Here is a 24,790-nt window from a genome sequence, read left to right as displayed (position 1 = left end):
TTGAGCGACAAACAACAGACATTGGAACAACAACTGGCTGCTCTAAAAGCCGAAAACGCACGTCAAAAGAAGATGATTGATGCGTTGGTTCGCCGCGTTGAACAGGGCGGAGGTGGCGCGCAGCTAGATGCTTGGGGCGCGTTTCAACATTCTGTTGTGTTGGCAGATCAGGTTCGTGAAAAAACAGATGAGCTTAATCATGCGCTGCAATCGATTGAGTCGGCAAATCGCCAATTATCGCAGGCTAAATCCCAAGCCGAGCAAGCGCATCAGCGTTTTATCGACGCCATAGAATCTATCTCTGATGGTTTTGCCTTGTATGATCCTAATCGCGAGCTTGTCTATTCCAACAGCCATTTCCAACGTTACTGGCGTGATAACGCTATCTCACTCAATACCCCAGCATTGACACCAGAGAAAATTCGTCAGCTGGCGGAAGAGCACGGTTTGATTGTGCGCGAAGTGGATGAAAATCATAACGGGCATACGATAAAACTGCATGACAATCGCTGGTTACAAATCAAAGAACGCGAAACCAGTGATGGCGGCATGGTGATGTTGTATTCCGATATTACTCAACTCAAGTTGGCGGAAACGGCCCGCTTTGAAGCCGCGATGGCGGAAAAAAGCCGCGTGCTGCAAAACATGGTCGATAACCTGTCGCAAGGCGTGCTGATGGTGAGCAAGGTAGGTGGTATCGAGGTCTTTAACCAACGCTTTCTTGCCATGACAGGGTTTACTCAAACCCAACTTAACGGCGCGCACATTGAGGCGTTAACGGCGGCTTCGCCAATGACGCTTTGGCGTATTGGACGCGGAGGGATGCACCCACCCGAAGGAATACGCGTGCAAACCTTGCCGGACGGACGCGTGATTGAAGTGCGCAGTCATGCGATGGAAGATGATGGCTATGTGAATACCTACACCGACATTACGCAGCGCTACCTTGATGCCAAAGAGCTTCGTGAAACCGAACAATGGCTGAGACTTATCACCGATAATGTGCCAGCGCTTATCGCCTATGTTGGAGACGATTTACGCTATCAATTTACAAACCGCGCCTATGACCAATGGTATGGCTTCCCAAGCGGAGAATTGCTTGGGCAGCATATTTCCATTTCACGCAGCCAATCCAAATTTGCCGCACTGAAACCCTATGTTGATCGCGCACTGTCTGGCGAGTCAGTGGTGTTTGAAATTGAAGAATACAACGCCAGTGGAGAGGCTCGCTACGTGGTAAAAAGCTATGTGCCGAACCAGTCATCGAACGGCACTATCACCGGATTGTTTGTTCTCAATTGGGATATCACGGAACGTCGACAAAGTGCGCAACAGTTAGAGTTGGCGTACCAGACGCTGGAAGTACGGGTGCAAGAGCGTACCGCACAGTTGCAGCAACTTAACACCCAGCTTCAGGGTGAAGTGGAAGAGCGTCGGGTGATTCAAGAGCGCTTGTTGGAAACCAAAAAAGAAGCAGAACGCGCTAACTTGTCTAAAACCAAATTCCTTGCCGCAATTAGCCATGATCTGCTGCAGCCACTCAATGCGGCGCAATTGTATCTTGGCTCTTTGCTCAGTCATCGCATGTCGCCCTCTGCACGCAAGCTGGTCAACTCGCTGACCCATTCTTTGGATGATGTGGAATCATTGATCACCACATTGGTGGAAATTTCCAAGCTTGATGCGGGCGTGGTCAGGGCAGATAAACAGTCATTCCCAGTTAGCGATCTACTGGACAATATCGCCCATGACTTTGCTCATGCTGCAGAAGGTAGCCGTGTCGAGGTGCGTTACGTGCCAAGCTCTGCCTGTGTGTACTCTGATTCCCAATTGCTCGCCCGTATTCTTCGCAATCTGATGACCAATGCGCTTCGTTATACTTCGTCGGGTAAAATTCTATTGGGCAGTCGTCGTTGTCGCGATGGGCTACGCATTGAAGTGCTCGATACGGGTGTAGGTATACCGGAAGATAAGAAAAAAGAAATATTTCAAGAGTTTAAGCGCTTGACGTCTGATCATGATCACCTTCATACCCAACTAGGACTTGGCCTTGCCATCGTGGATAAAATTTCCAGCGTACTGGGGCACACAGTGACGGTGGATTCCATACCCGGCGTCGGCTCGCGCTTTTCTGTTCTTGTGCCCTATGGCGCAGCCGAAACACAAAGCCCGCGCAATATTGAAGCTTTGGTGGCGGATGGCGTTGTGGCGCTGCAAGGGGCGCGAGTGTGGGTGGTCGATAACGATCAAAACATTTGTAGTGCGATGGAAGAGTTATTGCAACGCTGGGGCTGTGAAGTGACGACGGCAGGTTCATTGCAAGCGCTGCAAATCAGTTGTGATACGGTGCAATCGCCTGTGGAATTATTGATCGCCGATTATCACCTTGATAACCAGCTGACAGGGTTGGCATTGGCAAAATCGATCAATGCTCAACGACTGCAGCCCGTGCCGACCGTCATTGTGACGGCCAATCGAAGTGAAGAATTACAGCACCACGCGCGCGACTGTGGCTACTTGGTGCTGCATAAGCCCATTTCACCAATGCGCTTGAAAATGACCATGGTGCATCTGCTCAACGGTGATAATGGCGACGGTTTGCCGTTGAAGTCAGCGTCTGTATCGTCTCGAAATCGATAGCACGGCCTGTGGCACATCCAAGATGGGGCGACTATGCTTTTGAGTATTCTCCTCTGTTTTGGTACGTGAACAGGAAGGCTCAATGACAAAATCAGAACTTCGTTCCCTCTATAGCCAGCAGATGCTGGTGGAAGCCGTCGTCGAACCTTCTTTATCTAGCGATGGATGGATTGTTGAGTTTCGCCATGCCAGAGGCGGCCTTGTGCCACTCACCGATGGCAATGGCTTAGAGCAGTGTTTCGGCGACGTCGATCTTGCCACTGAAAATGCGTTGGATATTGGTTTTCACCAAGTGCGCATCGTCGACATGTAACCTCGTTTTCTCTCGGTAATTTATCGCGTTGCGTTCACTGCGCTGCATGACGCTGACTTTCTAACCCCTTTAATCCTGCTTCTACTCTTGCATCAGAACGTCTTGATTCCCTTCTTCACTCATCCTTGTGCTGCTGTCCACCGCGGGCATGGCTAATACCCAAGGTTATAAAACATGCATTTCTATTCTTTCTAGTTATTACGCCGAATGGATATTCTATGATCACGAAATAATAAAGGAATGTCGTGACATGTTACTCAAGGAACTTTCTGCGCTGGCAAGTCCGCTTAACGATCAGCAGATCGGCCAACTGCAGCAGACCGTGGCAGAATTATCGCCACAACAGCTGGCCTGGATCAGCGGCTACTTTTGGGGCTTAAGCCAGACGCCTGCAACAGCAGGCAGCAACCCTCAACCCCTTGCGCAGGCGGTTGCCACAGCAGCGAAGCCTGCGGGCAAGCTCACCATCATCTATGCATCGCAAACCGGTAACGCGAAAGGTGTTGCTGAAGCATTGAAAGCGAGTGCGCATGCTGATGGTATCGAGGTTGCACTGTTTTCAGCCGATGATTACAAACCCCGTGATCTGGCCAAAGAAACACATCTGATCATCGTCGCATCCACGAACGGTGAAGGCGAGGCGCCTGACAATGCGATTTCACTGCATGAGTTTCTTCAATCGAAGAAGGCACCAAAGCTGGATAACCTGCAATATGCAGTGTTGGGCTTAGGCGATTCAAGCTACGAATTTTTCTGCCAAACCGGTAAAGATTTCGATGCATTCCTGTCAAAGCTTGGCGCAAAAGCCATTATTCCTCGCCTTGATTGCGATGTGGACTACGACGCAGATGCCGATACTTGGCGTGCAGATGTGCTGGGTAAAGTCAAAGAAACGATTGGTGGTGGCGCTGATGAGGTGGTTGTGCCACTGCATGCTGCAACCACAGCCGGCGCAGCATCGGCGTACAATAAGCAAAACCCGTATGCGGCGGAATTGGTCACCAACCAAAAAATTACAGGCCGTGATTCAGGCAAAGATGTTCGCCACATTGAGATTGATTTGGGCGAGTCCGGCTTAACGTATCAGCCGGGTGACGCGCTGGGTATTTATTACAGCAACAGCCCTGAACTTGTTGACGAGATCTTGGCGAAAGTCAGCCTGACTGGCGATGAAAGTGTTGAAGTAGGCGGCGAGTCTTTGTCGCTGCGTAAAGCGCTGACAGACAAGTTTGAAATTACAGCAGCCAACCCACAACAAGTGGCGGCATTTGCAGAACTGTCTGGTAGCAAAAAGCTTCAGAAACTGGCGGAAGACAAAGACAAGCTTCGCCAATACGCCAACAACACTCAAGTTGTCGATGTGCTGGGTGAGAAAAAAACCAAGCTGTCTGCCGAGCAACTGGCTGGCTTGCTTCGCAAACTCACCCCGCGTTTGTATTCTATTGCTTCAAGCCAAGAAGACGTGGGTGAAGAAGTGCATTTGACGGTGGCTTTGGTGGAATTCCAAAACGGTGACAATACCCGTATTGGCGGCGCATCAGGTTTCTTGGCGCAGCGTGCAGAAGATGCAGAGTCCGTGAAAGTGTTTATTGAACACAACAACAACTTCAAGTTACCTGCTGACGATAACGCCCCTGTGATCATGGTGGGGCCGGGTACCGGTATCGCACCTTTCCGCGCCTTCATGCAAGAGCGAGATGTGCGTGGCGCAGAAGGTAAAAACTGGCTGTTCTTTGGTGATCGTACCTTCACCCAAGATTTCCTTTACCAAGTAGAGTGGCAGAAATTCCTCAAAGATGGTTTATTGACCAAAATTGACCTCGCCTTTAGCCGAGATCAAGCCGAGAAAGAATACGTTCAGCATAAAATCCTTGAGCAAGCAGAAGCGGTTTGGCAGTGGCTACAAGACGGTGCCTACTTGTATATCTGTGGCGACGCGACCCACATGGCGAAAGATGTCCATGAAGCATTGATTAACGTTGTCGAGCAGCAAGGCGGCAAGAGCCGAGAAGACGCAGAAGGTTATTTGAATGATCTGCGTAAGGCGAAGCGCTATCAAAAGGATGTGTATTAATGAGTGACAAGCAAGTTGTATTGGGTGAAGAACTTGGCCCATTGGCTGATAACGAGCGCCTGAAAAGAGAAAGTAACTTCCTGCGCGGTACGATTGAAAAAGACTTGGGTGATCGCGTCACGGGTGGATTTACAGCAGATAACTTCCAGCTGATCCGTTTCCATGGCATGTATCAGCAAGATGACCGCGACATTCGTGCGGAGCGTCAAAAGCAAAAACTTGAGCCGCTGCAAAATGTCATGCTGCGTGCCCGTATGCCGGGTGGCATCATCACGCCAACTCAGTGGCTGGCGATTGATCAATTCGCGACTGAACACACTATGTACGGCAGTATTCGCCTGACCACACGTCAGACGTTTCAGTTCCATGGCGTACTAAAGCCGAACATCAAGTTGATGCACCAAACGCTGAACAAAATTGGTATTGATTCCATCGCAACAGCGGGTGATGTGAACCGTAACGTGCTGTGTACCACCAACCCAGTAGAATCAGAGCTTCACCAAGAAGCGTATGAGTGGGCGAAGAAAATCAGTGAGCACTTGCTGCCGAAAACCCGTGCGTATGCGGAGATTTGGTTAGACGGTGAAAAGGTTGAAGGGCATCAAGACGAAGAGCCGATTTTGGGTTCTAACTATCTGCCACGTAAATTTAAAACCACGGTTGTTATTCCGCCGCAAAACGACGTGGATGTGCACGCGAACGATCTTAACTTCGTGGCCATTGCTGACAACGGCAAGCTGGTGGGTTTCAATGTATTGGTTGGCGGTGGTCTGGCAATGACCCACGGCGATAACGCAACGTACCCGCGTAAAGCTGACGATTTTGGCTTTGTGCCATTGGACAAAACCCTTGATGTTGCAGCAGCCGTGGTCACCACGCAGCGTGATTGGGGTAACCGTTCAAACCGTAAGAACGCGAAAACCAAATACACCTTGGATCGCGTCGGTACGGATGTATTTAAAGCAGAAGTGGAAAAACGCGCAGGCATTCAATTTGAAGCGGTTCGCCCGTATGAATTCACTGACCGCGGCGATCGCATCGGTTGGGCAGAAGGCATTGACGGTAAACACCACTTAGCGCTGTTCATCGAAAACGGTCGCTTACTGGATTATCCAGGCAAGCCACTGAAGTCAGGCGTTGCTGAAATTGCCAAGATCCACAAAGGTGATTTCCGCATGACCGCCAACCAGAACTTGATCATTGCCGGCGTGTCGAAAGCGAACAAAGCGAAGATCGACAAGATTGCGCGTGAATACGGTTTGATTGACGATGGTGTGAGCGAGCAGCGCAAGAACTCCATGGCGTGTGTGGCGTTCCCAACTTGTCCATTGGCGATGGCTGAAGCCGAGCGTTTCTTGCCACAGTTCGTCACTGACGTTGAAGACATTTTGGGAAAACACGACTTGGAAGATGAGCATATCATCTTGCGTGTCACGGGTTGTCCGAACGGCTGTGGCCGCGCCATGCTGGCTGAAATTGGGTTGGTCGGTAAAGCGCCGGGCCGTTATAACCTGCACTTAGGCGGTAACCGTGAAGGTACCCGTGTGCCTAAAATGTATAAAGAGAACATCACCGATGCGCAAATCCTCGAAGAGATCGACACTTTAGTTGGTCGTTGGGCGACAGAGCGTAACGACGGTGAAGGCTTCGGTGATTTCGTCATTCGTGTTGGCGTGGTTGCAGAAGTGATTGTCTCCAAGAGGGATTTCTATGCCTAAATTTCAACTGTCCGATTTGCTGAGCCGCAACAAAGCTCAGCAAATCTTGGAACTGGCGCCAATTAACGCTGAACTGGAAACCCTGTCAGCACAGGAGCGGGTTCAGTGGGCGTTGGAAAATCTGCAGGGCGAGTTCGCTTTGTCATCAAGCTTTGGCATTCAAGCGGCAGTGATGCTGCACTTGGTGGTCCAAGAAAAACCGGATACCCCCGTGATCTTGACGGACACAGGCTACTTGTTCGCAGAGACGTATCAATTTATTGATGATCTCACCAAGCAGTTGTCATTGGACTTGCGAGTTTATCGCGCTGAGCAAAGCTCTGCTTGGCAAGAAGCGCAATATGGCAAGCTGTGGGAGCAAGGTGTTGACGGCATTCAACAATACAACCGCATCAACAAAGTTGAGCCAATGCGTCGTGCGCTGGATGAACTGAACGTGGGCACTTGGTTCTCGGGTCTTCGCCGTGACCAATCAAGCTCGCGCCAAACCTTGCCTATTCTTGGTATTCAAAATGGCGTGTTCAAGTTCTTGCCCGTGATTGATTGGACTAACAAAGACGTGCATTACTATCTGCAAGAGCACAATTTGCCGTATCACCCATTGTGGGATCAAGGCTATGTCTCAGTCGGTGATGTGCACACTACGCGTAAACTTGAAGAAGGCATGACAGAAGAAGAAACGCGTTTCTTTGGCTTGAAGCGAGAGTGTGGTTTGCATGAAGATCATGTTGGTGGAGATGGCGAGGGGATTTAACTCTTTATTCTTCTACACATAAAAACGCGTAGAGAAATAAAAAGTGACGTTAATAGCGTCACTTTTTTTATGCCCTGTTTCCATACGAATATCTATGCTGAAAATCTAAAGCAAACTCTCATGCCTAGTAATCACGAAAGGTGCTATCGACGTCTTTGTAGCACTGCTCTCTGTCGGCGTTGTTACGAATTTTAGAGCAATCATTTTCCGCCCATGAACGGCCAATATCAGCACTGCAGGCGCTTAAGATGAGCGGTATAACAAGCAGCAGAATCTTCTTCATGGCAGCTTTCTCCGTTTGGTATTCATTGTCGTGTCGTGGGCGTCACTGACGGTCGACTTTTCACATTTAATCGTTTCAGTTCGCACTCTCAGGCATTGATTAGCGTAGTCAGGGTTTCTCTGAGCCATTGATTGGCTGGGCTGTGCTGGTTTCGTTTGTGCCAGACGATTTGATGCACCACTTTTTGTGTCTCAAACGGGGGCGATAACACCTGCAACCCAAATCGCTCGGCATACTTACCGGACAGTTTCTCACTGGTCATGGCGACACAATCGCTGTCGCTAACCAACGCCATCATGGACAAAACAGACTCGCACTCGGCGCTGATTTTACGTTCTTTCAATATTTCAGTGGTGAAGAAGTCTGCTGCATAAAGGTTAGATCGACGAATGCGCAAGGTGATGTGTTTTTCTTGATAGTACTGCGCTTTGCTGATGGTGCTCTGAACCCTTGGGTGCGTTTTGGCACAAATCAGTTTCATCGACTCTTCAAATAGCGGCACTGAGGCGTATGACTGGCCGTCGACTTTGCCGATATCAATGGCCAGATCGGCTTTTTGCAGACTCAGCATCTCCAGCATGTCTTCTTCATTTTTAGGAGTAGGGTTGAACTGAATGGCGCAGTTTCCTAGCAGATCGGAACGCTCAACCAAGGGTTGAAGAATTTGCAGGACGACTTCATTGACCAGCACATTGAATTTGCGATGGTGCTGTGGCGTGAACTGGTTGATGTTGCCCATGGCTTTTGCCATTTGCTCAAAAGCCGGTGAGATATCGTTAGCCAGTTGAACCGCTGCCGACGTCGGGCTGATACCGCGTCCTTCCCGCACAAACAACTCTACTCCCATTTGTTGTTGTAACCGCTTTAATGCGCCACTAACACCCGGTTGTGTCATGTTGAGTGCATCCGCAGCCAGCGTGATGGAACGCAGCCTATAAACATCTAAGAACACAGAAAGCAGGTTCAGATCGAGCTTGGAATCCATAGACGTCACGCCTCAATACATAGCTAATGGTTATGTTTTTAATAAAGTTATCTTTATTTATGCTGATGTGTCAACTCGGTACTATTTCCTCATCGAAACAAAAGACCCTATTCAGCAAAAAGAGAGGCAATCATGGCCAATTTCAAAAAGCATCCAATCAGCGCATTCGTTATCTCAACACTGTTGGCGTTCCCTGTGATGGCGTCGAACCACGATCATGACCATGTTCATGGCGATTTAGAGGTCAATGGCAAGCCAGCCACAACAGAAACGATTGCGGTAAACAGTGCCTTGTCAGACACATTAAATTGGGCCGACCGCGATGCGTTTGAACGAAATCAAAAAGGCTTGATTGCCGCGCTGGATGAGTCTTCAGCCAATATCATGCTCAACAATTATGACTTCATTAGCCAAGATGAAGTAGCAGATTCCGTTAACCCTTCGCTGTATCGCCAAGCGCAAGTAAACAACACGGCAGCAGGGTTGTATGAAGTGCGTGATGGCATCTACCAAGTGCGTGGCACAGATTTATCGAACATCACTTTCATTCGCGGTAACACAGGTTGGATTGCTTACGATGTGCTGCTTACCAAACAAGCGGCAGAAATCTCGACCAAGTTTTTCCTAGAAAATGTGCCTGAAGGTGGGGATTTACCCATTGTTGCGATGATTTACTCGCACTCTCATGCCGACCACTTCGGCGGTGCGCGCGGCATCGTGGACATGTTCCCAGATGTAAAAGTTTACGGCTCACACAACATCACCAAAGAAGTGGTGGATGAAAACGTGTTGGCGGGCAATGCGATGTCCCGTCGTGCAGCATACCAATATGGCGCAACATTGGGGGCGCATGAGCATGGGATTGTTGATGCAGGTTTGGGCAAAGCGATGTCGACCAGCTCTCCCGAGTACGGCAGCGGCGACATCACCTATGTCGCACCGGATTACACCTTCAACAGTGAGGAAAAATTCGAAACTTACTCTGTTGATGGCCTAGAAATGATTTTCATCGACACCGCAGGCACGGAATCTCCATCAGGCATGGCGACCTTTATTCCGTCAATGAATGCTTTGTGGACAGGCGAGATGATGTATCACGGCATGCACAACGTTTATACCCTGCGCGGCGCGAAAGTGCGTGATGCACTGAAATGGTCGAAAGACATCAATGAGATGATCAATGCATGGGGCGCAGACATTGACGTGTTGTTCGGTTCTCACTCATCGCCAATCTGGGGTAACGATGAAGTGCAGGATTTCATGAAGCTTCAGCGTGATAACTATGGCTTTGTGCACAACCAAACGTTGCGTCTCGCCAATGATGGCGTGGTGATTCAAGACATTGGCGATGCAGTGATTGATGTGATTCCTGAGTCGATTCAACAAGCGTGGCACACCAATGGCTATCACGGTTCTTACAGCCACAATGCCAAAGCGGTATACAACATGTACTTGGGTTATTTCGACATGAACCCTGCCAATTTGAACCCGTTGCCGACACAAGCGGAAGCTGAGAAGTTCCTTGAATATATGGGGGGTGCGGATGCGGTGATGTTGAAAGCCAATGCGGATTTCAAAGAGGGTGAATATCGCTTTGTTGCCACCGCAATGGACAAAGTGGTTCGCGCTGAACCTAATAACAAAGAAGCGCGAAAACTGCTGGCTGATACCTATGAGCAATTGGGTTATCAATCCGAAACCATGGGTTGGCGAAACACCTACCTGACGGGGGCGCAAGAGCTACGAGTAGGCACACTGCCGGGTAACCCGAAAACGGCGTCTCCTGATGTGCTGGCTGAAATGAGTATCACTAATTTGCTGGATTACTTGGCGGTGAAAGTGGATTCGACGATTGCTCAACACTCGCCATTCACGATGAATGTTGTGGTACCGGATCTGAACGAAGTGCACTTTGTGGAAATGTCGAACGGTAACCTGAGTAATGGCTTGGTCGACACAGTACGTCACGCTGATGCAAGCATCGTGATCAGCAAGAAGAACGTCACCAAGATCTTGTTGGGTGAAACAACATTGAATGACCTGTTGAAAGAGCAAAGCGTTATTTACAAAGGCGACAGCAGTGTAATGCAGAAACTGGCACAGGCTTCGGTGGAATTTGAAAGTGCATTTGAAATTGTTCCACGTCCAGCTGACGGTCAAATGGTTGATGCGCACTTGTACGACTTGGACAACGATGATGAAGCACTAGCCCATGAAGATCATGTTCACACCCACTGAGTTGGGGCGCTGAAACAGGCAATCACCTTGAGTGGTAACACTAAATACTGGTAACACAAAGGGGCGCTCCGTTGGCCCCTTTTTTCTAGGGAAACGTTATGAAAAATTCTTCTTATTCTCGCACTCTGGTTCTGGTTTCTTTGTCGTTGGCTAGCCCGTCTTTGTTGGCGTTAGAGGGCGATGACGCGCTGCAAGATATGTCTGATCCGTTGGCGGTGTACACCCAAGGTGGTGTGGGCATCACGGACCAAGGGTTAAATTTCAAACTCGGCATGGCCTATGACACGGGCAATCCCGACACCATGGCGATGAACATTCTAGAGCTAAAAGGGTTTGCAGGGGATTTGCTGCACTTGGATGGCAACGACAGCTTTGATGCCTTGCGCTATCGCCATTTCAGTTTAGATACCACCACCGGGCGCGGCTCTCAGCTTGATGTGAATTGGGACTTTGAAAGTGACCTTGGCAGTGCGTCTTACAGCTTTATGCAAGCCTTACCGGCAATGGGAGATTTGCAACTTTATCCACTCGCGGGTGCGGGGTTGACCGTGACCGACACGGCGGAAATTCGTGGCACTGAAAACCCTGTTGGCAGCGTGGGTTATGCGATTCCTTCGACCTACATGGTGGTGGGTACATATGCCAAATACTCGATTAACGAAAACATCTGGCTCAACTACAACCCGATGTACATTAACACCTTGAACAGTAACCACTACATGGCCGATTTGATGGATGGTTGGCACCATGAAGCAGCGGCCAGTTATCAGCTAAACCCGCGTCAGAATGTACGTCTTTTTGCCAATTACTCTGACAGTGCAGGGACAAGTAGCAGTGTGGAATGGCGTTTGGAATTTAACCATCAATTTTGAGGATTCTGATCAGTCTCTAGATCTCGCATCAAGAGACTAAAGCGAATGGACACTTAGGATACAAGGATGTACATCCTTCAATGCTCGTTACTTTTCCTCTTTCTGTTGTTGCTTAACCGTATTTATCGCCTCATTGATTTGCCTCGCTAACGCATTCACCCCTCGCTGGCTCAGTGTCTGTTGCTGCCCTTTTATTTCCACGATGATTTCAGGCAGTTGCCTGCCTGCTGGCACGTGGACAACATGGGTGATCAAATAGGCAAACAAAAAGCTGGGCTTATGAAGGCGACTCACCACCACCCAGTCAGTGTTTAACGCCCTCCCCAGATCTGTCACCGCTCTGGGGTGAGAGAACAAATAACCAAAGCCCTGATCGGCCTCGGCGTAAAGTGCAGTAGGTACAGGTGTTATCGTAAAATCGTATTGCGTATTTAGGGCTTCTCTCAGAAGAGGTGCGAGTGTGGCGGTACGGGCAATTTCTGGGGCGTTTGGTGCATTTTCGCTGTATTGCGTTGCACGGTCGCTTTCTGCCAATGTCAGATCGTTGAGTTCAAAATCCAGCACAGCGACGGAAGCAAACGCGATAGGTATCCAAGCCAGCAGCAAAGAAATGAACAGCATGATGATGAAGGGGAGGAAGCTGCGAACCCGCTTTTTAATGACTGGCGGCGTGGAAGGTTCTGACGCGGCAGGTAAACGAGAAGGTGCTTCTCTGCCGCGTTGCGATTTATTGGCGGGCATGATTAATCATCGTCGTCATCTGGTCGGGGTTTTGATGACGCTTCCACAACGGGGATGCCATAGTCTTGCAAGATCATGGCGATTTGCGGTGCATTGGCATCCATGGCCATTTCTACGGTTTCTTTCCATGGTCGCTCGCCATATCGGACGCCCATCGACATGGGGAAATCAAACACATTGCTGCCTTCTGATGTCATGGATATCACAGAAAGTTCAGGGTGAGACTTTACAAAGTATCCTGCAATTGGCCCCCATATCACCAACATATCGAATTCACCGTCAGCAACGCGCTTCACCATTTTTCCTGGGTAATCTTCGCCATCGCCATTCATGATGCGGAAAAATGATGTGTTGTCTTTAAAGCCGTTATCTCTCAGCCAAGTCACAGCGGGAGAGGGGGCGAATGCGGCGATATTTAGAGACTGTTTTACGCTGTCCGGCACAGTGGCAACGTCTTGTTGTGTCAACGCCGCACCCAGTGGTCCGTCTTTTTTGAAGATGATCGAATAAGATGAGCGGTAATAGGGTTTGGTGGTGGCAGCAATATCAAATTGAGTGGGGACACCAATGACAAGATCACAGGCGAAGCGCCCTGTATTGTCTGACCAATTTTTCAATGTATTGCGGATAAATCCCATACGTTGGGGGAACCACACATATTCAACATCTAGCCCAAAATATTCACCCAGCTGATCGGCGATTTTGTTCTCAAAGCCTTGCTGATCCTTGTTGGAATAAGGAAGGTTGTTAGGGTCTGCGCACACTCTCAGTTTGTCTGGCAGTGGTGAAGGGAAGGATTTCTCCACAGCGACCGTTGGTTGCAAGGTGAGGGTGAATAACAAGGACAATAAGGCAATACTGCGATAACAAAATGACTTCATCTTTGCCTCCTACTGCTGGATACGAGTGATTTGCTGCGCCGAGAAGCACTGTTGATCGGCTTCTTCACGAATCGCGAGAAGCTCACCTCTGGCAGTGCGGCTGTCTTTGGACGAACGGAAATAGCCACCGCGCTCGCCACGCATGTTGCGCAGGCGCAAGAAGGCATCAGCATGAACATAATCATCGAAGGCGAGTTGTTCGGAAATCTTGTCTATGACGCAACTGCAACCGTACATGTTGACGTAGCTAGGGCCGCCTTTGAGTGCCATGCACTCTTGGACGAATTTCACCCTTTCTAGTGTGGGGAAGTCATTGGCACTGGCTGGCTGGGAGAGAGCCAGCAATGCCAAGACAAAGAGTGAACTTACCGTTTTAACTGCTTTCATCATAAAGTTGCCTCCTGCAATTTATCCGCGAATCTGGCGTTATAACAAACCTTGCTGTTGCATCTGTTTCTTGAATTTCTTTAATAGCCCTTTGGCGGGCAGCAGTGATTTATCTTTTTCTATTTCTGCCATGTAGCCGTCGATAATGCCTTCAATGTCACTCGGGTTACCGACCAGTAAAACGCCGCCCATTCGAGCGCCCCAGTGTGGGGTGCATTTGTAAACGTAAACGCCTTCGTTTTCGAACACGAAGCTAACGTTCATTCCCATTTCAGTTTGTATTTTCTCTGTGCCTTCTGGCACCATCACATCAATGGTTTCAATCAGGTGTGCTGGCATATTGGTCCATGAGACTCTATCGCCTGGCTGTAAAACGACGACCATCGGCGCGAATTTCACCCCAACCGCCTTTACTTCATATTCTTCTGCATATCCCTGGCTTGTTAAGCCCAATAACAAACAAATTGACCACAAAAAACGTTTAGCCATATAAATTCCCTTCTCAGCAATAACATTGAGTTTAGAAGGCAACTGCTTCATTCAATTGGTTGCATTGATTCAATGTTGAGAAAAAAGGGGAGTTAAACTCCCCTGGTTATTGTTTTGATTAGTTAGGTAAAGCGAAGACCGTCAGCACACCACCCAATTGGGTGTAATCAGACAGTTTACGGTAGGCGCCTACTGCACCCAGACCGTCTGTATCACCTTCAAGACCTGCGGCCATGCCGATACCAGCCCAACCACCTACGCCAGACAGAATAGCGATGTATTGCTTGCCGTCATGGACATAAGTGTTGACGTTACCGATGATGCCGGATGGCGTTTTAAAGCGATAAAGCTCCTCACCTGTTTTTTCGTCCACCGCTTTGAGGTAGCCCTCAAGGGTGCCGTAAAATACCACGCCGCCGCCTGTTGCCAGTGCGCCACTCCATACGGAGAACGGCTCTGGGATTGACCAAACGATTTCACCTTTTTCCGCATCCCAGGCAATGAAGTTGCCCAAGCCGCCATGGCTTCCTGGTGCTGGGAACATGGAAAGGGTCGCGCCCACGTAGGGTTGACCTGCGGTGTAAGCGACTTCAAACGGTTCGTAGTTCATGCACACATGGTTGGTAGGGACATAGAACAAACCAGTACGCGGGCTGTACGATGCAGGTTGTTGGTCTTTCGAGCCTAATGCGGCAGGGCAAATGCCCTTGGTATCCACATCTTCTTCGCTGGTAGAGTATTTCGCCACAACTTGTGGTACGCCCGTTTCCATATCGACATGGGTTGCCCAGTTAACCGCAGGATCAAATTTCTCTGCCACTAGCAGTTCACCGGTGATACGGTCAAGGGTGTAACCAAAGCCGTTACGGTCGAAATGCACCAGCAGCTTTCTGTCTTTGCCGTTGAATTTCTTATCGACAAGGATCATCTCGTTGACGCCGTCATAATCCCACTCATCGTGTGGCGTCATTTGGTACAGCCATTTGGCCATGCCCGTGTCAGCATCACGCGCCATGATGGTCATGGAGTATTTGTTGTCACCTGGGCGCTGTGAAGGGTTCCATGTACTTGGGTTACCTGTGCCGTAGTAGATAAGATTCAGCTCAGGATCGTAAGTGAACCAACCCCACGTGGTACCGCCACCAATTTCCCACTGATCCCCTTCCCAAGACTCGAGGCTCGAATCTTTACCTATGGGTTTGAGCATGGCGGTGGTTTTTTCAGGATCGACGAGCATTTCCTCGTCAGGGCCTGTGCTGTATGCGCGCCAAGCAAGGCTGCCGTCTTTGATGTTGTAAGCCGTGAGGTAACCGCGTACGCCAAATTCACCGCCACTGATGCCTGTGATGATTTTGTCTTTCACCACGAGCGGCGCGTTGGTATTGGTGCCGCCTGATTTAGGATCGCCATTGACGATTTTCCAAATCACTTCACCGGTTTTCTGATCGAGTGCGACCAATGTGGTATCGGCTTGTTGCAGGAAGATCTTGCCGTCGGCGTATGCCAAACCGCGGTTGACGGTGTCACAGCACATGACCGCGATGACGGAAGCGTCTTGCTTAGGTTCATAACTCCAGATGAGGGCTTTCGTTTTTAAATCAATGGCAAACACTTTATTGGGGAAAGGGGTGTGGATGTACATGGTGTCGCCCAATACGAGTGGTCCACCTTCATGCCCGCGCAACACGCCGGTTGAAAATGTCCATGCCACCTGAAGATCTTTCGCATTCTTTGCGTTGATCTGATCCAGCGGACTATAGCGGTTGCCGGAATAGTTACCGCCCCACATCACCCACTGATCCGGATCTTGCTGTAATTTTAATAGCTCGTCGTTTGCCTGAGACGCTGCTGGAAACAGCAGAGTTAGGGAAACAGTTGCTACTGCGAGCAAACTGCTTCGCAACCTTTTTACACCTATCATGTTTACTTCCTCCGTGACAGCGAGTGCTATTGAGCGTTTGGTGCTCAAAGGCACATCAGCCTTAATTGTCTCAATTTTTGATGGGCGCAATCCGCGGGTTGTGAGGGACGCTATTTTGGCCAGCACTCAACGTATGAAAGAACATAAGGTTGTGCTTGTGGCTTGTTGGCGATCTACAACATGCGGTCTCGCGTTTCAGCATTGACCCCGAATGCCAATTCGTTCCAACATCGGATGATGCGACAATGCTGCCGCCCATTGATAACGAAGTGTCGTCATCAAAACGTTGGTGAATTGAGTTTATGGCAGCTTTTGAGGTTGTGTGAGGAGCAAAGGAGCACAACACTTTTGTTGCAAGGCAACAATGTGCATTAAGCGGAGTTGGTTCCTTAATGCATTGATAATAATGTGATTGATGGCGGTGTTAACGAAAGGATTTATTCAGATCAACTCAGAAAGAGCCAGATGTCATTACTGTCTTTTCAGTAAGATACGACATCTGGATAACCTTATTTTTTGTTGGGATTTTTTGGATTAAGATCAAATGTCCCATTCGCTGGAAAATTCTCGTCCGGCTGAATCTTTCACATTCGCTTTGAGCTTTCCGCGTTTTTCTGCATCGACATGAAACGTGAAGGTAGGGTTCTCACTAATAGAGATCCCACCGTTAAACTGCATCACAGGTTCACCTTCAAGCGTGATTTGTACATCACTCACATAATCAGATGGGATCCAATGGCGCGTGACCTGATCGATTTGCAGGCCACTGTAGTTAGGATGACTGATCAGCAATTGCAGCATGCGGGTGTCAGTGTTACCAAGATCTTTGAGCTTCATTTTGCCCATTCTCTGGCGCGCCAGAAGATCATCGGCACCCGCAGGGGCAGAACAACCACCTGAAGCTTTGACAAAGTTACTCGCCATGTGCAGTTTGCCATCCGCTGTTTTTGCGATAACTCGCACTGGACTGTAAGCGTTGACGCGCACACGGGTAGAGATATTGGCGACACCGTTGTTTGGGCTCATATCAAAGGTGCCGACAATGGGGGAGGGGTTGTTGTCGACAATAAGGTGAATGGTTTCTATGGGATTAGGGTCGTCCTGACGCACATTCACTTTTATTTCTAGCGGCACCAGCGCAGCATCGAGCGCACGGACTGGCGAGATTAGTGTGACAACATCATCTTCAATAATCTCTGGCGAACCAGGAAAGAGGCTGTCGCGGATCAGCGGCCAATTCATGCTTTCTTGTTCACTTTGTGCGAAAGAAAGTATGGGGAGAAGCGCCAGCACGGCGGATAGCAATAGAGCGATCTTTTTCATTTCGATTTCCTCACATCATTCCCACTCCAGCTCTTTGTAAGCCTGAATCACATTGCGTGAATGAAACTGTTCAAACAGTTTCCAATCCTTGGCATGCGATGTCATCACCGTAAGGCTGGCAGTGTTGATATCAATAGGTTGATTGATGGCGGCACGAACTTCTTGTGCCAGCGAGAAGAGATAGTGCGTCTGTTTTGCAAACGCATTTTTGCCAACTTGAATAGACCCGTGGCCGGGGATCACTCGCTGATACGGCAGTGCCTCCAAGGTGGCGATCACATTGAGCCAACCTGTAAGGCTGCCATCTAACGTGGGGATGTGGTCGATAAACAGCAGGTCGCCTGCAATGAGTGTACTTGTGGCTGGGTCAAACACGCTCAAATCATGGCGAGTGTGCGCACGTTCATGGGCCGTGAGCACTAATATGCGATTGCCTAATTCTATCTCCTCCTGCGATTCGATAAGACGGGTAGCGGCGATGGGTTTCGTTCCTTCAAACCATGGCGAGGTAAGGCGTTGCAGGTAATACCCTGTTTTGGCGCTAAAATCGCCCGGATAGCGCGTATGAGCAATGAATTCTGGCTTCTCAGCGACAAATGCCTGATTGCCGAAGTTATGGTCTGGATGGACATGGGTATTGATAACGTAACGAATGGGCAGCGGTGTGATATCGCGAATGGCTTGGTAGATAGCTTCGCCCGCACGACGACTGCCTCCTGTGTCGATCACGGCCACCGATTCATCGCCCACAACGACGGTGATATTGGCGACTGGGCCAGAATCTGTGGTGAATAGGTCGTCAATTTTCCCTTGATGGTAAAACACGCCGGGTGCGACTTCTTGTAGAGAGATAGTCTGAGCCAGTGGTGAAAAGGCCATGAAAATGGATAGCCAGATGCTCGGTAACAGTAGGCGTGTTTGGAGGCTTTTCATGGACGGATCGGCGTGTGTGTTTCGAGTGTAAACCCCGCCTCCTTCCAACCCGTCACGCCTGCGCGATACCAAACTACGTCTTGCGCACCTAATTCAAGGGCGCGCTTGGCTGCATTCCAAGAATGCCAGCAGTTGGGCTCACAAAATATCACGACAGCTTGGTCACTCGGCAGATTCTGCTTTAGCAGATTGATTAGCGAATCCGGCATGATGCCGTGACCCACATTGGCAAGCCAAAGCGCATTGGGCAGTGTTTCTCGCCTTGGTTCAATCCATAGGGTGGTTTTGAGCAAATTATCGGGTTTGTTTGGCGCAGGGTAAACGTCAATCAAGAGGGGGTCATGAAGGGTCATAAATTGTTTGAGCGCTTGGGGCGTTTCAATCACGGTGGCGCCAATGAGCGAATATGGAACCGATGCCCGATAATTCTCGGTACGATAGTTATCTGGCTCTGACACTGGCACCTTGTTTGTTTCTGCATTGACACTTAATGCGCAAAAACAAAGCAAAATCGCAGACTTAACACACTTTTGCATTCCTTTGATCTGGCTGTTCATACTACTTTCTTCCGATAACTCTCCTACCTTAGTAGGAGATGGGCGGAGAGCTATCCATTATGGAGTAACATTAGGATAACAATCAGACCGTCAAAGGGCGGGTTTTATTGTTGCAGCAATCAATAAACTTCTTTTCAGTGGAGCAAAGATGAACCGTTGGAGTGGTGTTGAAGAATTTGTTGAAGTTGTTAACAGTGGCAGTTTTACCGCCGCCGCACGAAAGTTAGGTGTTTCAACCTCTCATGTCAGTCGACGTATTGACGCGTTAGAGAGTCGGTTGAGTACACGATTGCTTTATCGTACAACCAGACAGATCACGCTGACCGAGGTCGGCAAAACCTATTTTGAGCATTGTAATGACCTTATCGAAGCATTCGGTGAGGCGGAAGCGCTCGTCACGCAAATGCAAACCGAGCCAGTCGGCACGTTAAAAATCACGTCACCTTCGGTGTTTGGTGAGAAATATATCGCGCCTCTGACCAATGACTTTATCAAGGTTTACCCTAAGCTGAGTGTCGAGTTTCACTTCACCAATGACGTGATCGATATGGTGCACGATGGGTACGATTTGGCGATACGCACCGGTGATCTGAAAGACAGCACCTTGATGGCGAAGAAACTCGCGCCACGTAAACTGCATGTCTGTGCGTCACCTGCGTATATCAAGGAGTTTGGGATTCCGAACGATCTTGAGGAACTGCATCAGCACAATTGCTTGGTCGGGCTGGCTGATTCATGGGCGTTTCAAGACAATGGCGTCATGATCCAATTCAAACCCAAAGGGCGCTGGCACGGTAACAGTGGAAGTGCGGTGTTAGATGCCACCCTGCGCGGATTGGGGTTGGCGCAATTACCAGACTATTACGTGAATCAGAAGCTTCGTTCCGGTGAGTTGGTGGAAATATTGGTGGAATATCGGGCACCAGACTCGGCGGTATGGGCGGTGTATCCGTTCAATCGAAATCTGTCAGCCAAAGTACGCTTGTTTGTGGATTTCTTGTCTGATCACTTTTCCACACATTTGCCTTGGGCTGATGAAGAGGTCGATGACAGTGGAGATGATCATAATGATGATGAGCGACAGGCGGCGAATTAGTTTCCGTACGAGAGAAGGTTGTTCATGGATTTAGTGTTAATCATCACATGACCAAATGACATAGCGGAAACAAAAAAGCCAGCGAGAGAATCGCTGGCTTTTGCATGACTGGAGCCCTGAAATTACAGGATGTCCAGCAGCTCTACTTCGAATACTAGTGCTGCGAATGGTGGGATAGCAGCGCCAGCGCCGCGCTCACCGTAAGCAAGATCTTGTGGGATAGACAGTTTCCACTTAGAGCCAACAGGCATCATTTGCAGTGCTTCAACCCAACCTTGGATTACGCCAGTGACTGGGAACTCAGCAGGTTGACCGCGCTCTACAGAGCTGTCAAACACAGTGCCGTCAGTCAGCATACCGTGGTAGTGAACACGTACTTGCTTGTCGCTGGTAGGGATTTCGCCGTTACCTTCAACCAGAACTTCAAACTGAAGACCTGAATCAGTCACAGTCACTTCGTCACGCTTTGCATTTTCAGCAAGGAATGCTTCGCCGTCAGCGGCTGCTGCTTTTGCTGCTTCTTGACGGATTGCGTCTGCTTTCGTGTGCAGCTCACGCAGTGCGTTGTTGATTTCGTCAACTTCGATTGCTGGCATGTCGCCTGCTAGTGCCGTTGCGATACCTTTTGCGATTGCGTCAACGTTCAGACCTTCTAGACCGCTACCAGCCAGTTGCTGACCCATTTGAAGGCCAATGCCATAGCTTGCTTTTTGTTCTACGGTCTCTAGTTTTACTTCAGACATGTCGTCTCTCTTTGTTTGTGGGTTTACACCCAAACCACGGGCGAAATATTACATCCTCACCGCGTTTAGGTTTAAAGTGGGAAAGGATAACAGGTGCAGGTAGCTCGGGACAAATCGTGTTACTTGAATCTGGACGAAAAATGCCGGACAGTACGATTGTCAGCCAAACTGATGTGTTTGTTCAAACATAAGAGTTTGTGTCAATTCAGCTTTATTCTGCGAATTCAACGCGGTGACGCTGACATTTTTCTGATATTACGCGTCTACTATGCGTTACCGTATTCTTTGCATACTTGATGAGACCCGATGAAGAAATTGGGAGAGGTGATGACCTTGAAAGGAAAGCGCGAGAAGGGAAAAGCTTCTGCCACGCCGCCTCTGGGCGAGGTGTTGAAACAAGCGCAAGAGAAACTAAAAGGGTTACTGGCCCCCGCCATTGCCCGAGTGATGCCTTATTGGCAAGCATTACCAAAGCCACATCGTATCGGCGTGTCAGCGCTTGCGGTGCTTTTGGTGTTACTGCTGTTGTGGCCATCGAGTGAACCGTCACCTTTAATTGAGCCCACAGAGGGTCAAAGGGTGGCTGTGCCATTGAACATTGATGCCAACCAAGCATCAGAAAGCAATCCTGCATCTGCCAATGATTCAGCATCAGAAGATACGGGTTTTGATCGCACGTCTGCCCCCGTGGTCGCGCCGCAAACCATCGACACGGATTGGGTGAACTATGAAGTGGCCCGTGGTGATACGCTGTCGAATATCTTCCGTACGCAAAATGTGCCGCTAAAAGATTTGTATGCGATCTCGGCTATTGAAGGCGCGGACAAACCGCTAAGCCGCATTCAGCCAGGTCAGCTATTGCGCTTTAAACGCAATACACAGGGCGATCTGGATATTATCCAGATCGAGAGCGCTGGTAATCAGTCAGTGATCTTTTTCAGGTTGTCAGATGGCAGCTTTGCGCGACGCAAATAGCGAGAAGCTAGAACAACATCGCCAATAGCAAAGATTGACTCGACATTACCTAGCGACGGCTGCATGAATCATGCAGCCGTTTTTGCGTCTGCTTTTCGCATATCAATGTGTGGAATACCATCTTCTAGGTATTGCTCTGAGATCTCTTTAAAGCCATGTCGACGGTAAAACTCACGCAGATGATACTGCGCGCCGATGGTGATCGGTGCTTGAGGCCATGTGTTGTGCGCTTCAAGAATCGCGTAGTGCACTAACGCATTGCCGCAGCCATTGCCGCGCTCCGTATTGGCGGTGACCACGCGACCAATGCTGATCTCCGGGTAAGTGAGGCCAGCGGGTAGAATACGGGCGTATGCCGTCATCTTGTCATCGCGATAGCCCAACACGTGGCGTGTGTCGGGATGAAGGTCGTGCCCATCCAGTTCAGGGTAAGGGCAGTTTTGCTCAACCACGAACACGTCGGTGCGCAGGCGGAGCAGGTCATAAAGTTGCCTTGTAGACAACTGACCAAAGGTCAAGGTTATCCATTGCATGGGTTGTTCCTAATAGTTATAAAATTCTTGGTTTTTCTCGAGCATATATTTGTTTGTAGTTCAGATAACGTATTTCTACTCGCCAAGATAATAAAAAACCGCGACCAAGGCCGCGGTTTTTTTGTATCAAAGATGGTCTTTTTCAATAATTAAACATGCCGTTAACAGGCTGTTAATTATTTCTTTAAATCAATACGGTACTGCGCGAAGCCCACATCATCAGTGCCAATCTTTTCCATAGGATATTGGCCTTTCGCGCCAATGAACTCAGCGGCTTTGTCACTGGGTGACGTTTCAAACACCACATTGAGATCGATGTCGGTGTCGGTGGCAATTGGGGCAAATGACCAGTTGTTATCTGCCGTTGGTGTCACCTCGCCTTTCTCTTTGGTGACGCTGCTGATGTAATTTGCAACGACGGTGCGGTTTTCATCGGGCGATGCAAACGCAATGAAATCATTACCTGTGCCTGGGAACTTGCCCAAGTACGCGCGGTAGTTGTTGGTCGCAATCAAAAATGGCTGCGCCATATCAACCGGTTTACCGTTAAAGGTCAGGTTCTGAATGCGCTGTGAGCCTGGGTTGATCAGGTTGCAATCACCGTCATACCGCGCCGCTTGAGTCACGTCAATTTGGTAATTTACGCCGTCGATGACATCAAAGTTGTAGGTGCGGAAGCCGTCCCAATCAATCAGTGATTGCTGTGCGCTTGAAGTCGGGTCGATGTGCTTGAATTGGCCCGCGCTGCATTCCAGCCATTCTTTCACTTCATTGCCCGTCACCTTAAGGGTGACGAGGGTGTTTGGATACAAGTAAAGGTCTGCAGCATTACGGAAAGTCAGTTCGCCAGATTCCACTTCGGTGAAGTTAGACGGATCGTTTTTACGACCACCTGCTTTAAATGGTGCGGCGGCAGATAAAACGGGAATGCCATCCAGATCCGGATCCCCTTGAATGAAGCGCTCGACGTAATCTTTCTGCGCCAGATTAACGATCTGCACGGTCGGGTCGTCTTGCACCAGCGACAGGAAGCTGTACATCACGTCATTGGCTTTACCGATAGGCTGATTGACAAACTCACGGGTGGCATGATGATCATGCTCAAGCGCTTTAAGCATCGCTGGATCGGCATCGGCAAGAGACTCACCATCAAAGATCGGGCGTGATTCGCTCTGAATAGGCGTTACGACCCAATCATCACCTTGCTTGTCGAGTTGCAGATCCATGATGCCGACATGGCTACCCCAGCGGCCGGGCATGACTGCCGCAACGCCTTTGATGGTGCCTTTTTCGTTATCGACGCCTTGAATATTATCAAAGCCTTTGCCTGGGAACACGGCGTGAGAGTGACCAAAGGCAATGGCATCGATACCTTCAACATCGGCGAGGTAGTAGACCGAGTTTTCCGCCATGGCTTTATATTCGTCTTGCGACAAGCCGGAGTGCGGAATAGCGACAATCACGTCTGCGCCTTTGGCTTTCATCTCAGGTACGAGTTTTTCTGCGGTGGCTTTGATGTCTTTGGCAATCACTTTGCCTTCGAGATTTTTCTTATCCCACACCAAGATTTGCGGCGGCACAAAACCGATATAACCCACCTTCACCAGATGGGTTTTTCCATCGGTGTCAGTCATGGTGTGTTCTTTAATGATGTAAGGTGCGATGAGTGGTTCGCCGGTGTTTGCATCAAACACATTCGCCGATACATAAGGGAACGCAGCGCCATCTAAGCTGCGTGCAAGAAAATCGAGGCCATAGTTAAATTCGTGATTACCTAAGTTACCTGCGTCGTAATCCAACAGGTTCATGGCTTTGTAAACAGGATGAACATCGCCGTCTTTCAGGCCTTTCGCCGCCATGTAATCGCCCATTGGGCTGCCTTGAATAAGGTCTCCGTTATCAACCAGCACGCTGTTGGTCGCTTCACCTTGCGCTGCTCTAACTAAGGTTGCGGTGCGTACTAAGCCAATTTTTTCGCTGGGTTTGTCTTTGTAATAGTCGTAATCCATCACATTGGTATGGATGTCGGTGGTTTCTATGATGCGCAGTTTGATGGTTTCTGCCATTGCTGGGCTTGCCATGGCGAGCATGCCAGTAAGGACGGCGATGGACAGAGGTCGGGCTGTGAGTGTCATAAATGTCTCCGAAACTTCAGGACTAAAAGTGGATGTATTTTGCATACTAGCGTCATGAAAAGGTTACATTTCATTGTGTAGTGTGATCTTTAGCGCGATAAATGTGACGGGATGCATAGCAAGCGGAGTCTGATGTCGTGCTGCGATGAGAGAGCGGTTCGATATGACGTTTTGGCTATGTATGTAAAAATGAAATAAC

The 24,790-nt window shown here is 49.3% G+C and carries 22 protein-coding genes; 9 read left to right on the top strand and 13 right to left on the bottom strand.

Going from position 1 to position 24,790, the window contains the following annotated elements:
• The 5 genes from A1OO_RS01200 to A1OO_RS01180 all read left to right on the top strand — a co-directional run bounded on the left by A1OO_RS01200 (nucleotide 1) and on the right by A1OO_RS01180 (nucleotide 7,499).
• Nucleotides 1–2,640, top strand: coding sequence for a hybrid sensor histidine kinase/response regulator (locus tag A1OO_RS01200; RefSeq protein ID WP_017005257.1), 2,640 nt, complete (start codon nucleotides 1–3; stop codon nucleotides 2,638–2,640).
• Nucleotides 2,641–2,722: 82 nt separating this feature from the next.
• Entirely contained in the window at nucleotides 2,723–2,953 is a 231-nt protein-coding gene (locus tag A1OO_RS01195) for a hypothetical protein (RefSeq protein ID WP_016959069.1), read from the top strand.
• 250 nt (nucleotides 2,954–3,203) lie between these two features.
• Nucleotides 3,204–5,027: an assimilatory sulfite reductase (NADPH) flavoprotein subunit gene (locus A1OO_RS01190; RefSeq protein WP_017005256.1), complete on the top strand. Its 1,824-nt coding sequence runs from the start codon at nucleotides 3,204–3,206 to the stop codon at nucleotides 5,025–5,027.
• A complete protein-coding gene (gene cysI, locus A1OO_RS01185; RefSeq protein ID WP_017005255.1) occupies nucleotides 5,027–6,745 on the top strand; it encodes an assimilatory sulfite reductase (NADPH) hemoprotein subunit in 1,719 nt (572 codons plus the stop codon). The genes A1OO_RS01190 and cysI overlap by 1 nt, the downstream gene beginning before the upstream one ends.
• Nucleotides 6,738–7,499 (top strand): phosphoadenylyl-sulfate reductase, encoded by a 762-nt coding sequence (locus A1OO_RS01180; RefSeq protein WP_017005254.1) that lies wholly within the window; start codon nucleotides 6,738–6,740, stop codon nucleotides 7,497–7,499. The genes cysI and A1OO_RS01180 overlap by 8 nt, the downstream gene beginning before the upstream one ends.
• Nucleotides 7,500–7,623: 124 nt before the next feature.
• Here the strand turns inward: A1OO_RS01180 and A1OO_RS23515 are convergent, their stop codons facing one another.
• Both A1OO_RS23515 and A1OO_RS01175 read right to left on the bottom strand, forming a co-directional pair.
• The gene (locus A1OO_RS23515; protein ID WP_016959065.1) at nucleotides 7,624–7,782 is read right to left on the bottom strand and encodes a hypothetical protein; all 159 of its coding nucleotides are present in this window, start codon (nucleotides 7,780–7,782) and stop codon (nucleotides 7,624–7,626) included.
• Between the two features lie 88 nt (nucleotides 7,783–7,870).
• Nucleotides 7,871–8,767: a LysR family transcriptional regulator gene (locus A1OO_RS01175; RefSeq protein ID WP_017005253.1), complete on the bottom strand. Its 897-nt coding sequence runs from the start codon at nucleotides 8,765–8,767 to the stop codon at nucleotides 7,871–7,873.
• 132 nt (nucleotides 8,768–8,899) lie between these two features.
• On the opposite strand from A1OO_RS01175, the gene A1OO_RS01170 reads away from it, so the two are divergent.
• Both A1OO_RS01170 and A1OO_RS01165 read left to right on the top strand, forming a co-directional pair.
• Nucleotides 8,900–11,005: an alkyl/aryl-sulfatase gene (locus tag A1OO_RS01170; protein WP_017005252.1), complete on the top strand. Its 2,106-nt coding sequence runs from the start codon at nucleotides 8,900–8,902 to the stop codon at nucleotides 11,003–11,005.
• A gap of 98 nt (nucleotides 11,006–11,103) precedes the next feature.
• Nucleotides 11,104–11,877: a hypothetical protein gene (locus tag A1OO_RS01165; RefSeq protein ID WP_017005251.1), complete on the top strand. Its 774-nt coding sequence runs from the start codon at nucleotides 11,104–11,106 to the stop codon at nucleotides 11,875–11,877.
• Nucleotides 11,878–11,964: 87 nt separating this feature from the next.
• Here A1OO_RS01165 and A1OO_RS01160 read toward each other — a convergent pair whose 3' ends face one another.
• From A1OO_RS01160 to A1OO_RS01125, 8 genes are all read right to left on the bottom strand, one after another.
• Complete coding sequence (locus A1OO_RS01160; RefSeq protein ID WP_016959061.1) at nucleotides 11,965–12,618, bottom strand: DUF2380 domain-containing protein; 654 nt, start codon at nucleotides 12,616–12,618, stop codon at nucleotides 11,965–11,967.
• 2 nt (nucleotides 12,619–12,620) lie between these two features.
• Nucleotides 12,621–13,499, bottom strand: a complete 879-nt coding sequence (locus tag A1OO_RS01155; RefSeq protein WP_017005250.1) for a quinoprotein dehydrogenase-associated putative ABC transporter substrate-binding protein — start codon at nucleotides 13,497–13,499, stop codon at nucleotides 12,621–12,623.
• Between the two features lie 9 nt (nucleotides 13,500–13,508).
• Complete coding sequence (locus tag A1OO_RS01150; RefSeq protein ID WP_016959059.1) at nucleotides 13,509–13,889, bottom strand: hypothetical protein; 381 nt, start codon at nucleotides 13,887–13,889, stop codon at nucleotides 13,509–13,511.
• Between the two features lie 36 nt (nucleotides 13,890–13,925).
• Complete coding sequence (locus A1OO_RS01145) at nucleotides 13,926–14,375, bottom strand: plastocyanin/azurin family copper-binding protein (protein WP_016959058.1); 450 nt, start codon at nucleotides 14,373–14,375, stop codon at nucleotides 13,926–13,928.
• Nucleotides 14,376–14,493: 118 nt separating this feature from the next.
• On the bottom strand, nucleotides 14,494–16,296 hold the full coding sequence (locus tag A1OO_RS01140; RefSeq protein ID WP_017005249.1) for a methanol/ethanol family PQQ-dependent dehydrogenase: 1,803 nt from the start codon (nucleotides 16,294–16,296) through the stop codon (nucleotides 14,494–14,496).
• A 540-nt stretch (nucleotides 16,297–16,836) separates the two neighbouring features.
• Nucleotides 16,837–17,619 (bottom strand): quinoprotein dehydrogenase-associated SoxYZ-like carrier, encoded by a 783-nt coding sequence (locus tag A1OO_RS01135; protein ID WP_017005248.1) that lies wholly within the window; start codon nucleotides 17,617–17,619, stop codon nucleotides 16,837–16,839.
• 15 nt (nucleotides 17,620–17,634) lie between these two features.
• The gene (locus A1OO_RS01130) at nucleotides 17,635–18,552 is read right to left on the bottom strand and encodes a quinoprotein relay system zinc metallohydrolase 2 (RefSeq protein ID WP_017005247.1); all 918 of its coding nucleotides are present in this window, start codon (nucleotides 18,550–18,552) and stop codon (nucleotides 17,635–17,637) included.
• Complete coding sequence (locus A1OO_RS01125) at nucleotides 18,549–19,109, bottom strand: rhodanese-like domain-containing protein (protein WP_017005245.1); 561 nt, start codon at nucleotides 19,107–19,109, stop codon at nucleotides 18,549–18,551. Before A1OO_RS01125 ends, A1OO_RS01130 begins: the two co-directional genes overlap by 4 nt.
• Before the next feature lie 148 nt (nucleotides 19,110–19,257).
• Here A1OO_RS01125 and A1OO_RS01120 point away from each other — a divergent pair, with 148 nt between their 5' ends.
• On the top strand, nucleotides 19,258–20,205 hold the full coding sequence (locus tag A1OO_RS01120) for a LysR family transcriptional regulator (protein WP_016959053.1): 948 nt from the start codon (nucleotides 19,258–19,260) through the stop codon (nucleotides 20,203–20,205).
• A 122-nt stretch (nucleotides 20,206–20,327) separates the two neighbouring features.
• Here A1OO_RS01120 and A1OO_RS01115 read toward each other — a convergent pair whose 3' ends face one another.
• The gene (locus A1OO_RS01115; RefSeq protein WP_016959052.1) at nucleotides 20,328–20,948 is read right to left on the bottom strand and encodes an FKBP-type peptidyl-prolyl cis-trans isomerase; all 621 of its coding nucleotides are present in this window, start codon (nucleotides 20,946–20,948) and stop codon (nucleotides 20,328–20,330) included.
• Nucleotides 20,949–21,275: 327 nt separating this feature from the next.
• Between A1OO_RS01115 and A1OO_RS01110 the strand changes: the two genes are divergently transcribed.
• A complete protein-coding gene (locus tag A1OO_RS01110; RefSeq protein ID WP_017005243.1) occupies nucleotides 21,276–21,923 on the top strand; it encodes a LysM-like peptidoglycan-binding domain-containing protein in 648 nt (215 codons plus the stop codon).
• Nucleotides 21,924–21,991: 68 nt separating this feature from the next.
• On the opposite strand, the gene A1OO_RS01105 is transcribed toward A1OO_RS01110, so the two are convergent.
• Nucleotides 21,992–22,456, bottom strand: a complete 465-nt coding sequence (locus A1OO_RS01105; protein ID WP_017005241.1) for a GNAT family N-acetyltransferase — start codon at nucleotides 22,454–22,456, stop codon at nucleotides 21,992–21,994.
• 176 nt (nucleotides 22,457–22,632) lie between these two features.
• A complete protein-coding gene (gene cpdB, locus A1OO_RS01100) occupies nucleotides 22,633–24,591 on the bottom strand; it encodes a 2',3'-cyclic-nucleotide 2'-phosphodiesterase (RefSeq protein ID WP_017005239.1) in 1,959 nt (652 codons plus the stop codon).
• Nucleotides 24,592–24,790: the final 199 nt, after the last annotated feature.

Origin of the sequence: Enterovibrio norvegicus FF-33, assembly GCF_000286835.2 — a bacterium.
Lineage (GTDB): Bacteria > Pseudomonadota > Gammaproteobacteria > Enterobacterales > Vibrionaceae > Enterovibrio > Enterovibrio norvegicus_A.
Note: the sequence above shows the minus strand (reverse complement) of the source record. Positions and strands in the feature narration are given on the sequence as shown.

What these genes read in the sequence shown, in the direction of transcription:
- A1OO_RS01195 (WP_016959069.1), top strand. Translation starts at nt 2,723, where the DNA reads ATGACAAAATCAGAACTTCGTTCCCTCTATAGCCAGCAGATGCTGGTG.
- A1OO_RS01190 (WP_017005256.1), top strand. Translation starts at nt 3,204, where the DNA reads ATGTTACTCAAGGAACTTTCTGCGCTGGCAAGTCCGCTTAACGATCAG.
- cysI (WP_017005255.1), top strand. Translation starts at nt 5,027, where the DNA reads ATGAGTGACAAGCAAGTTGTATTGGGTGAAGAACTTGGCCCATTGGCT.
- A1OO_RS01180 (WP_017005254.1), top strand. Translation starts at nt 6,738, where the DNA reads ATGCCTAAATTTCAACTGTCCGATTTGCTGAGCCGCAACAAAGCTCAG.
- A1OO_RS23515 (WP_016959065.1), bottom strand. Translation starts at nt 7,782, where the DNA reads ATGAAGAAGATTCTGCTGCTTGTTATACCGCTCATCTTAAGCGCCTGC.
- A1OO_RS01175 (WP_017005253.1), bottom strand. Translation starts at nt 8,767, where the DNA reads ATGGATTCCAAGCTCGATCTGAACCTGCTTTCTGTGTTCTTAGATGTT.
- A1OO_RS01170 (WP_017005252.1), top strand. Translation starts at nt 8,900, where the DNA reads ATGGCCAATTTCAAAAAGCATCCAATCAGCGCATTCGTTATCTCAACA.
- A1OO_RS01165 (WP_017005251.1), top strand. Translation starts at nt 11,104, where the DNA reads ATGAAAAATTCTTCTTATTCTCGCACTCTGGTTCTGGTTTCTTTGTCG.
- A1OO_RS01160 (WP_016959061.1), bottom strand. Translation starts at nt 12,618, where the DNA reads ATGCCCGCCAATAAATCGCAACGCGGCAGAGAAGCACCTTCTCGTTTA.
- A1OO_RS01155 (WP_017005250.1), bottom strand. Translation starts at nt 13,499, where the DNA reads ATGAAGTCATTTTGTTATCGCAGTATTGCCTTATTGTCCTTGTTATTC.
- A1OO_RS01150 (WP_016959059.1), bottom strand. Translation starts at nt 13,889, where the DNA reads ATGATGAAAGCAGTTAAAACGGTAAGTTCACTCTTTGTCTTGGCATTG.
- A1OO_RS01145 (WP_016959058.1), bottom strand. Translation starts at nt 14,375, where the DNA reads ATGGCTAAACGTTTTTTGTGGTCAATTTGTTTGTTATTGGGCTTAACA.
- A1OO_RS01140 (WP_017005249.1), bottom strand. Translation starts at nt 16,296, where the DNA reads ATGATAGGTGTAAAAAGGTTGCGAAGCAGTTTGCTCGCAGTAGCAACT.
- A1OO_RS01135 (WP_017005248.1), bottom strand. Translation starts at nt 17,619, where the DNA reads ATGAAAAAGATCGCTCTATTGCTATCCGCCGTGCTGGCGCTTCTCCCC.
- A1OO_RS01130 (WP_017005247.1), bottom strand. Translation starts at nt 18,552, where the DNA reads ATGAAAAGCCTCCAAACACGCCTACTGTTACCGAGCATCTGGCTATCC.
- A1OO_RS01125 (WP_017005245.1), bottom strand. Translation starts at nt 19,109, where the DNA reads ATGAACAGCCAGATCAAAGGAATGCAAAAGTGTGTTAAGTCTGCGATT.
- A1OO_RS01120 (WP_016959053.1), top strand. Translation starts at nt 19,258, where the DNA reads ATGAACCGTTGGAGTGGTGTTGAAGAATTTGTTGAAGTTGTTAACAGT.
- A1OO_RS01115 (WP_016959052.1), bottom strand. Translation starts at nt 20,948, where the DNA reads ATGTCTGAAGTAAAACTAGAGACCGTAGAACAAAAAGCAAGCTATGGC.
- A1OO_RS01110 (WP_017005243.1), top strand. Translation starts at nt 21,276, where the DNA reads ATGACCTTGAAAGGAAAGCGCGAGAAGGGAAAAGCTTCTGCCACGCCG.
- A1OO_RS01105 (WP_017005241.1), bottom strand. Translation starts at nt 22,456, where the DNA reads ATGCAATGGATAACCTTGACCTTTGGTCAGTTGTCTACAAGGCAACTT.
- cpdB (WP_017005239.1), bottom strand. Translation starts at nt 24,591, where the DNA reads ATGACACTCACAGCCCGACCTCTGTCCATCGCCGTCCTTACTGGCATG.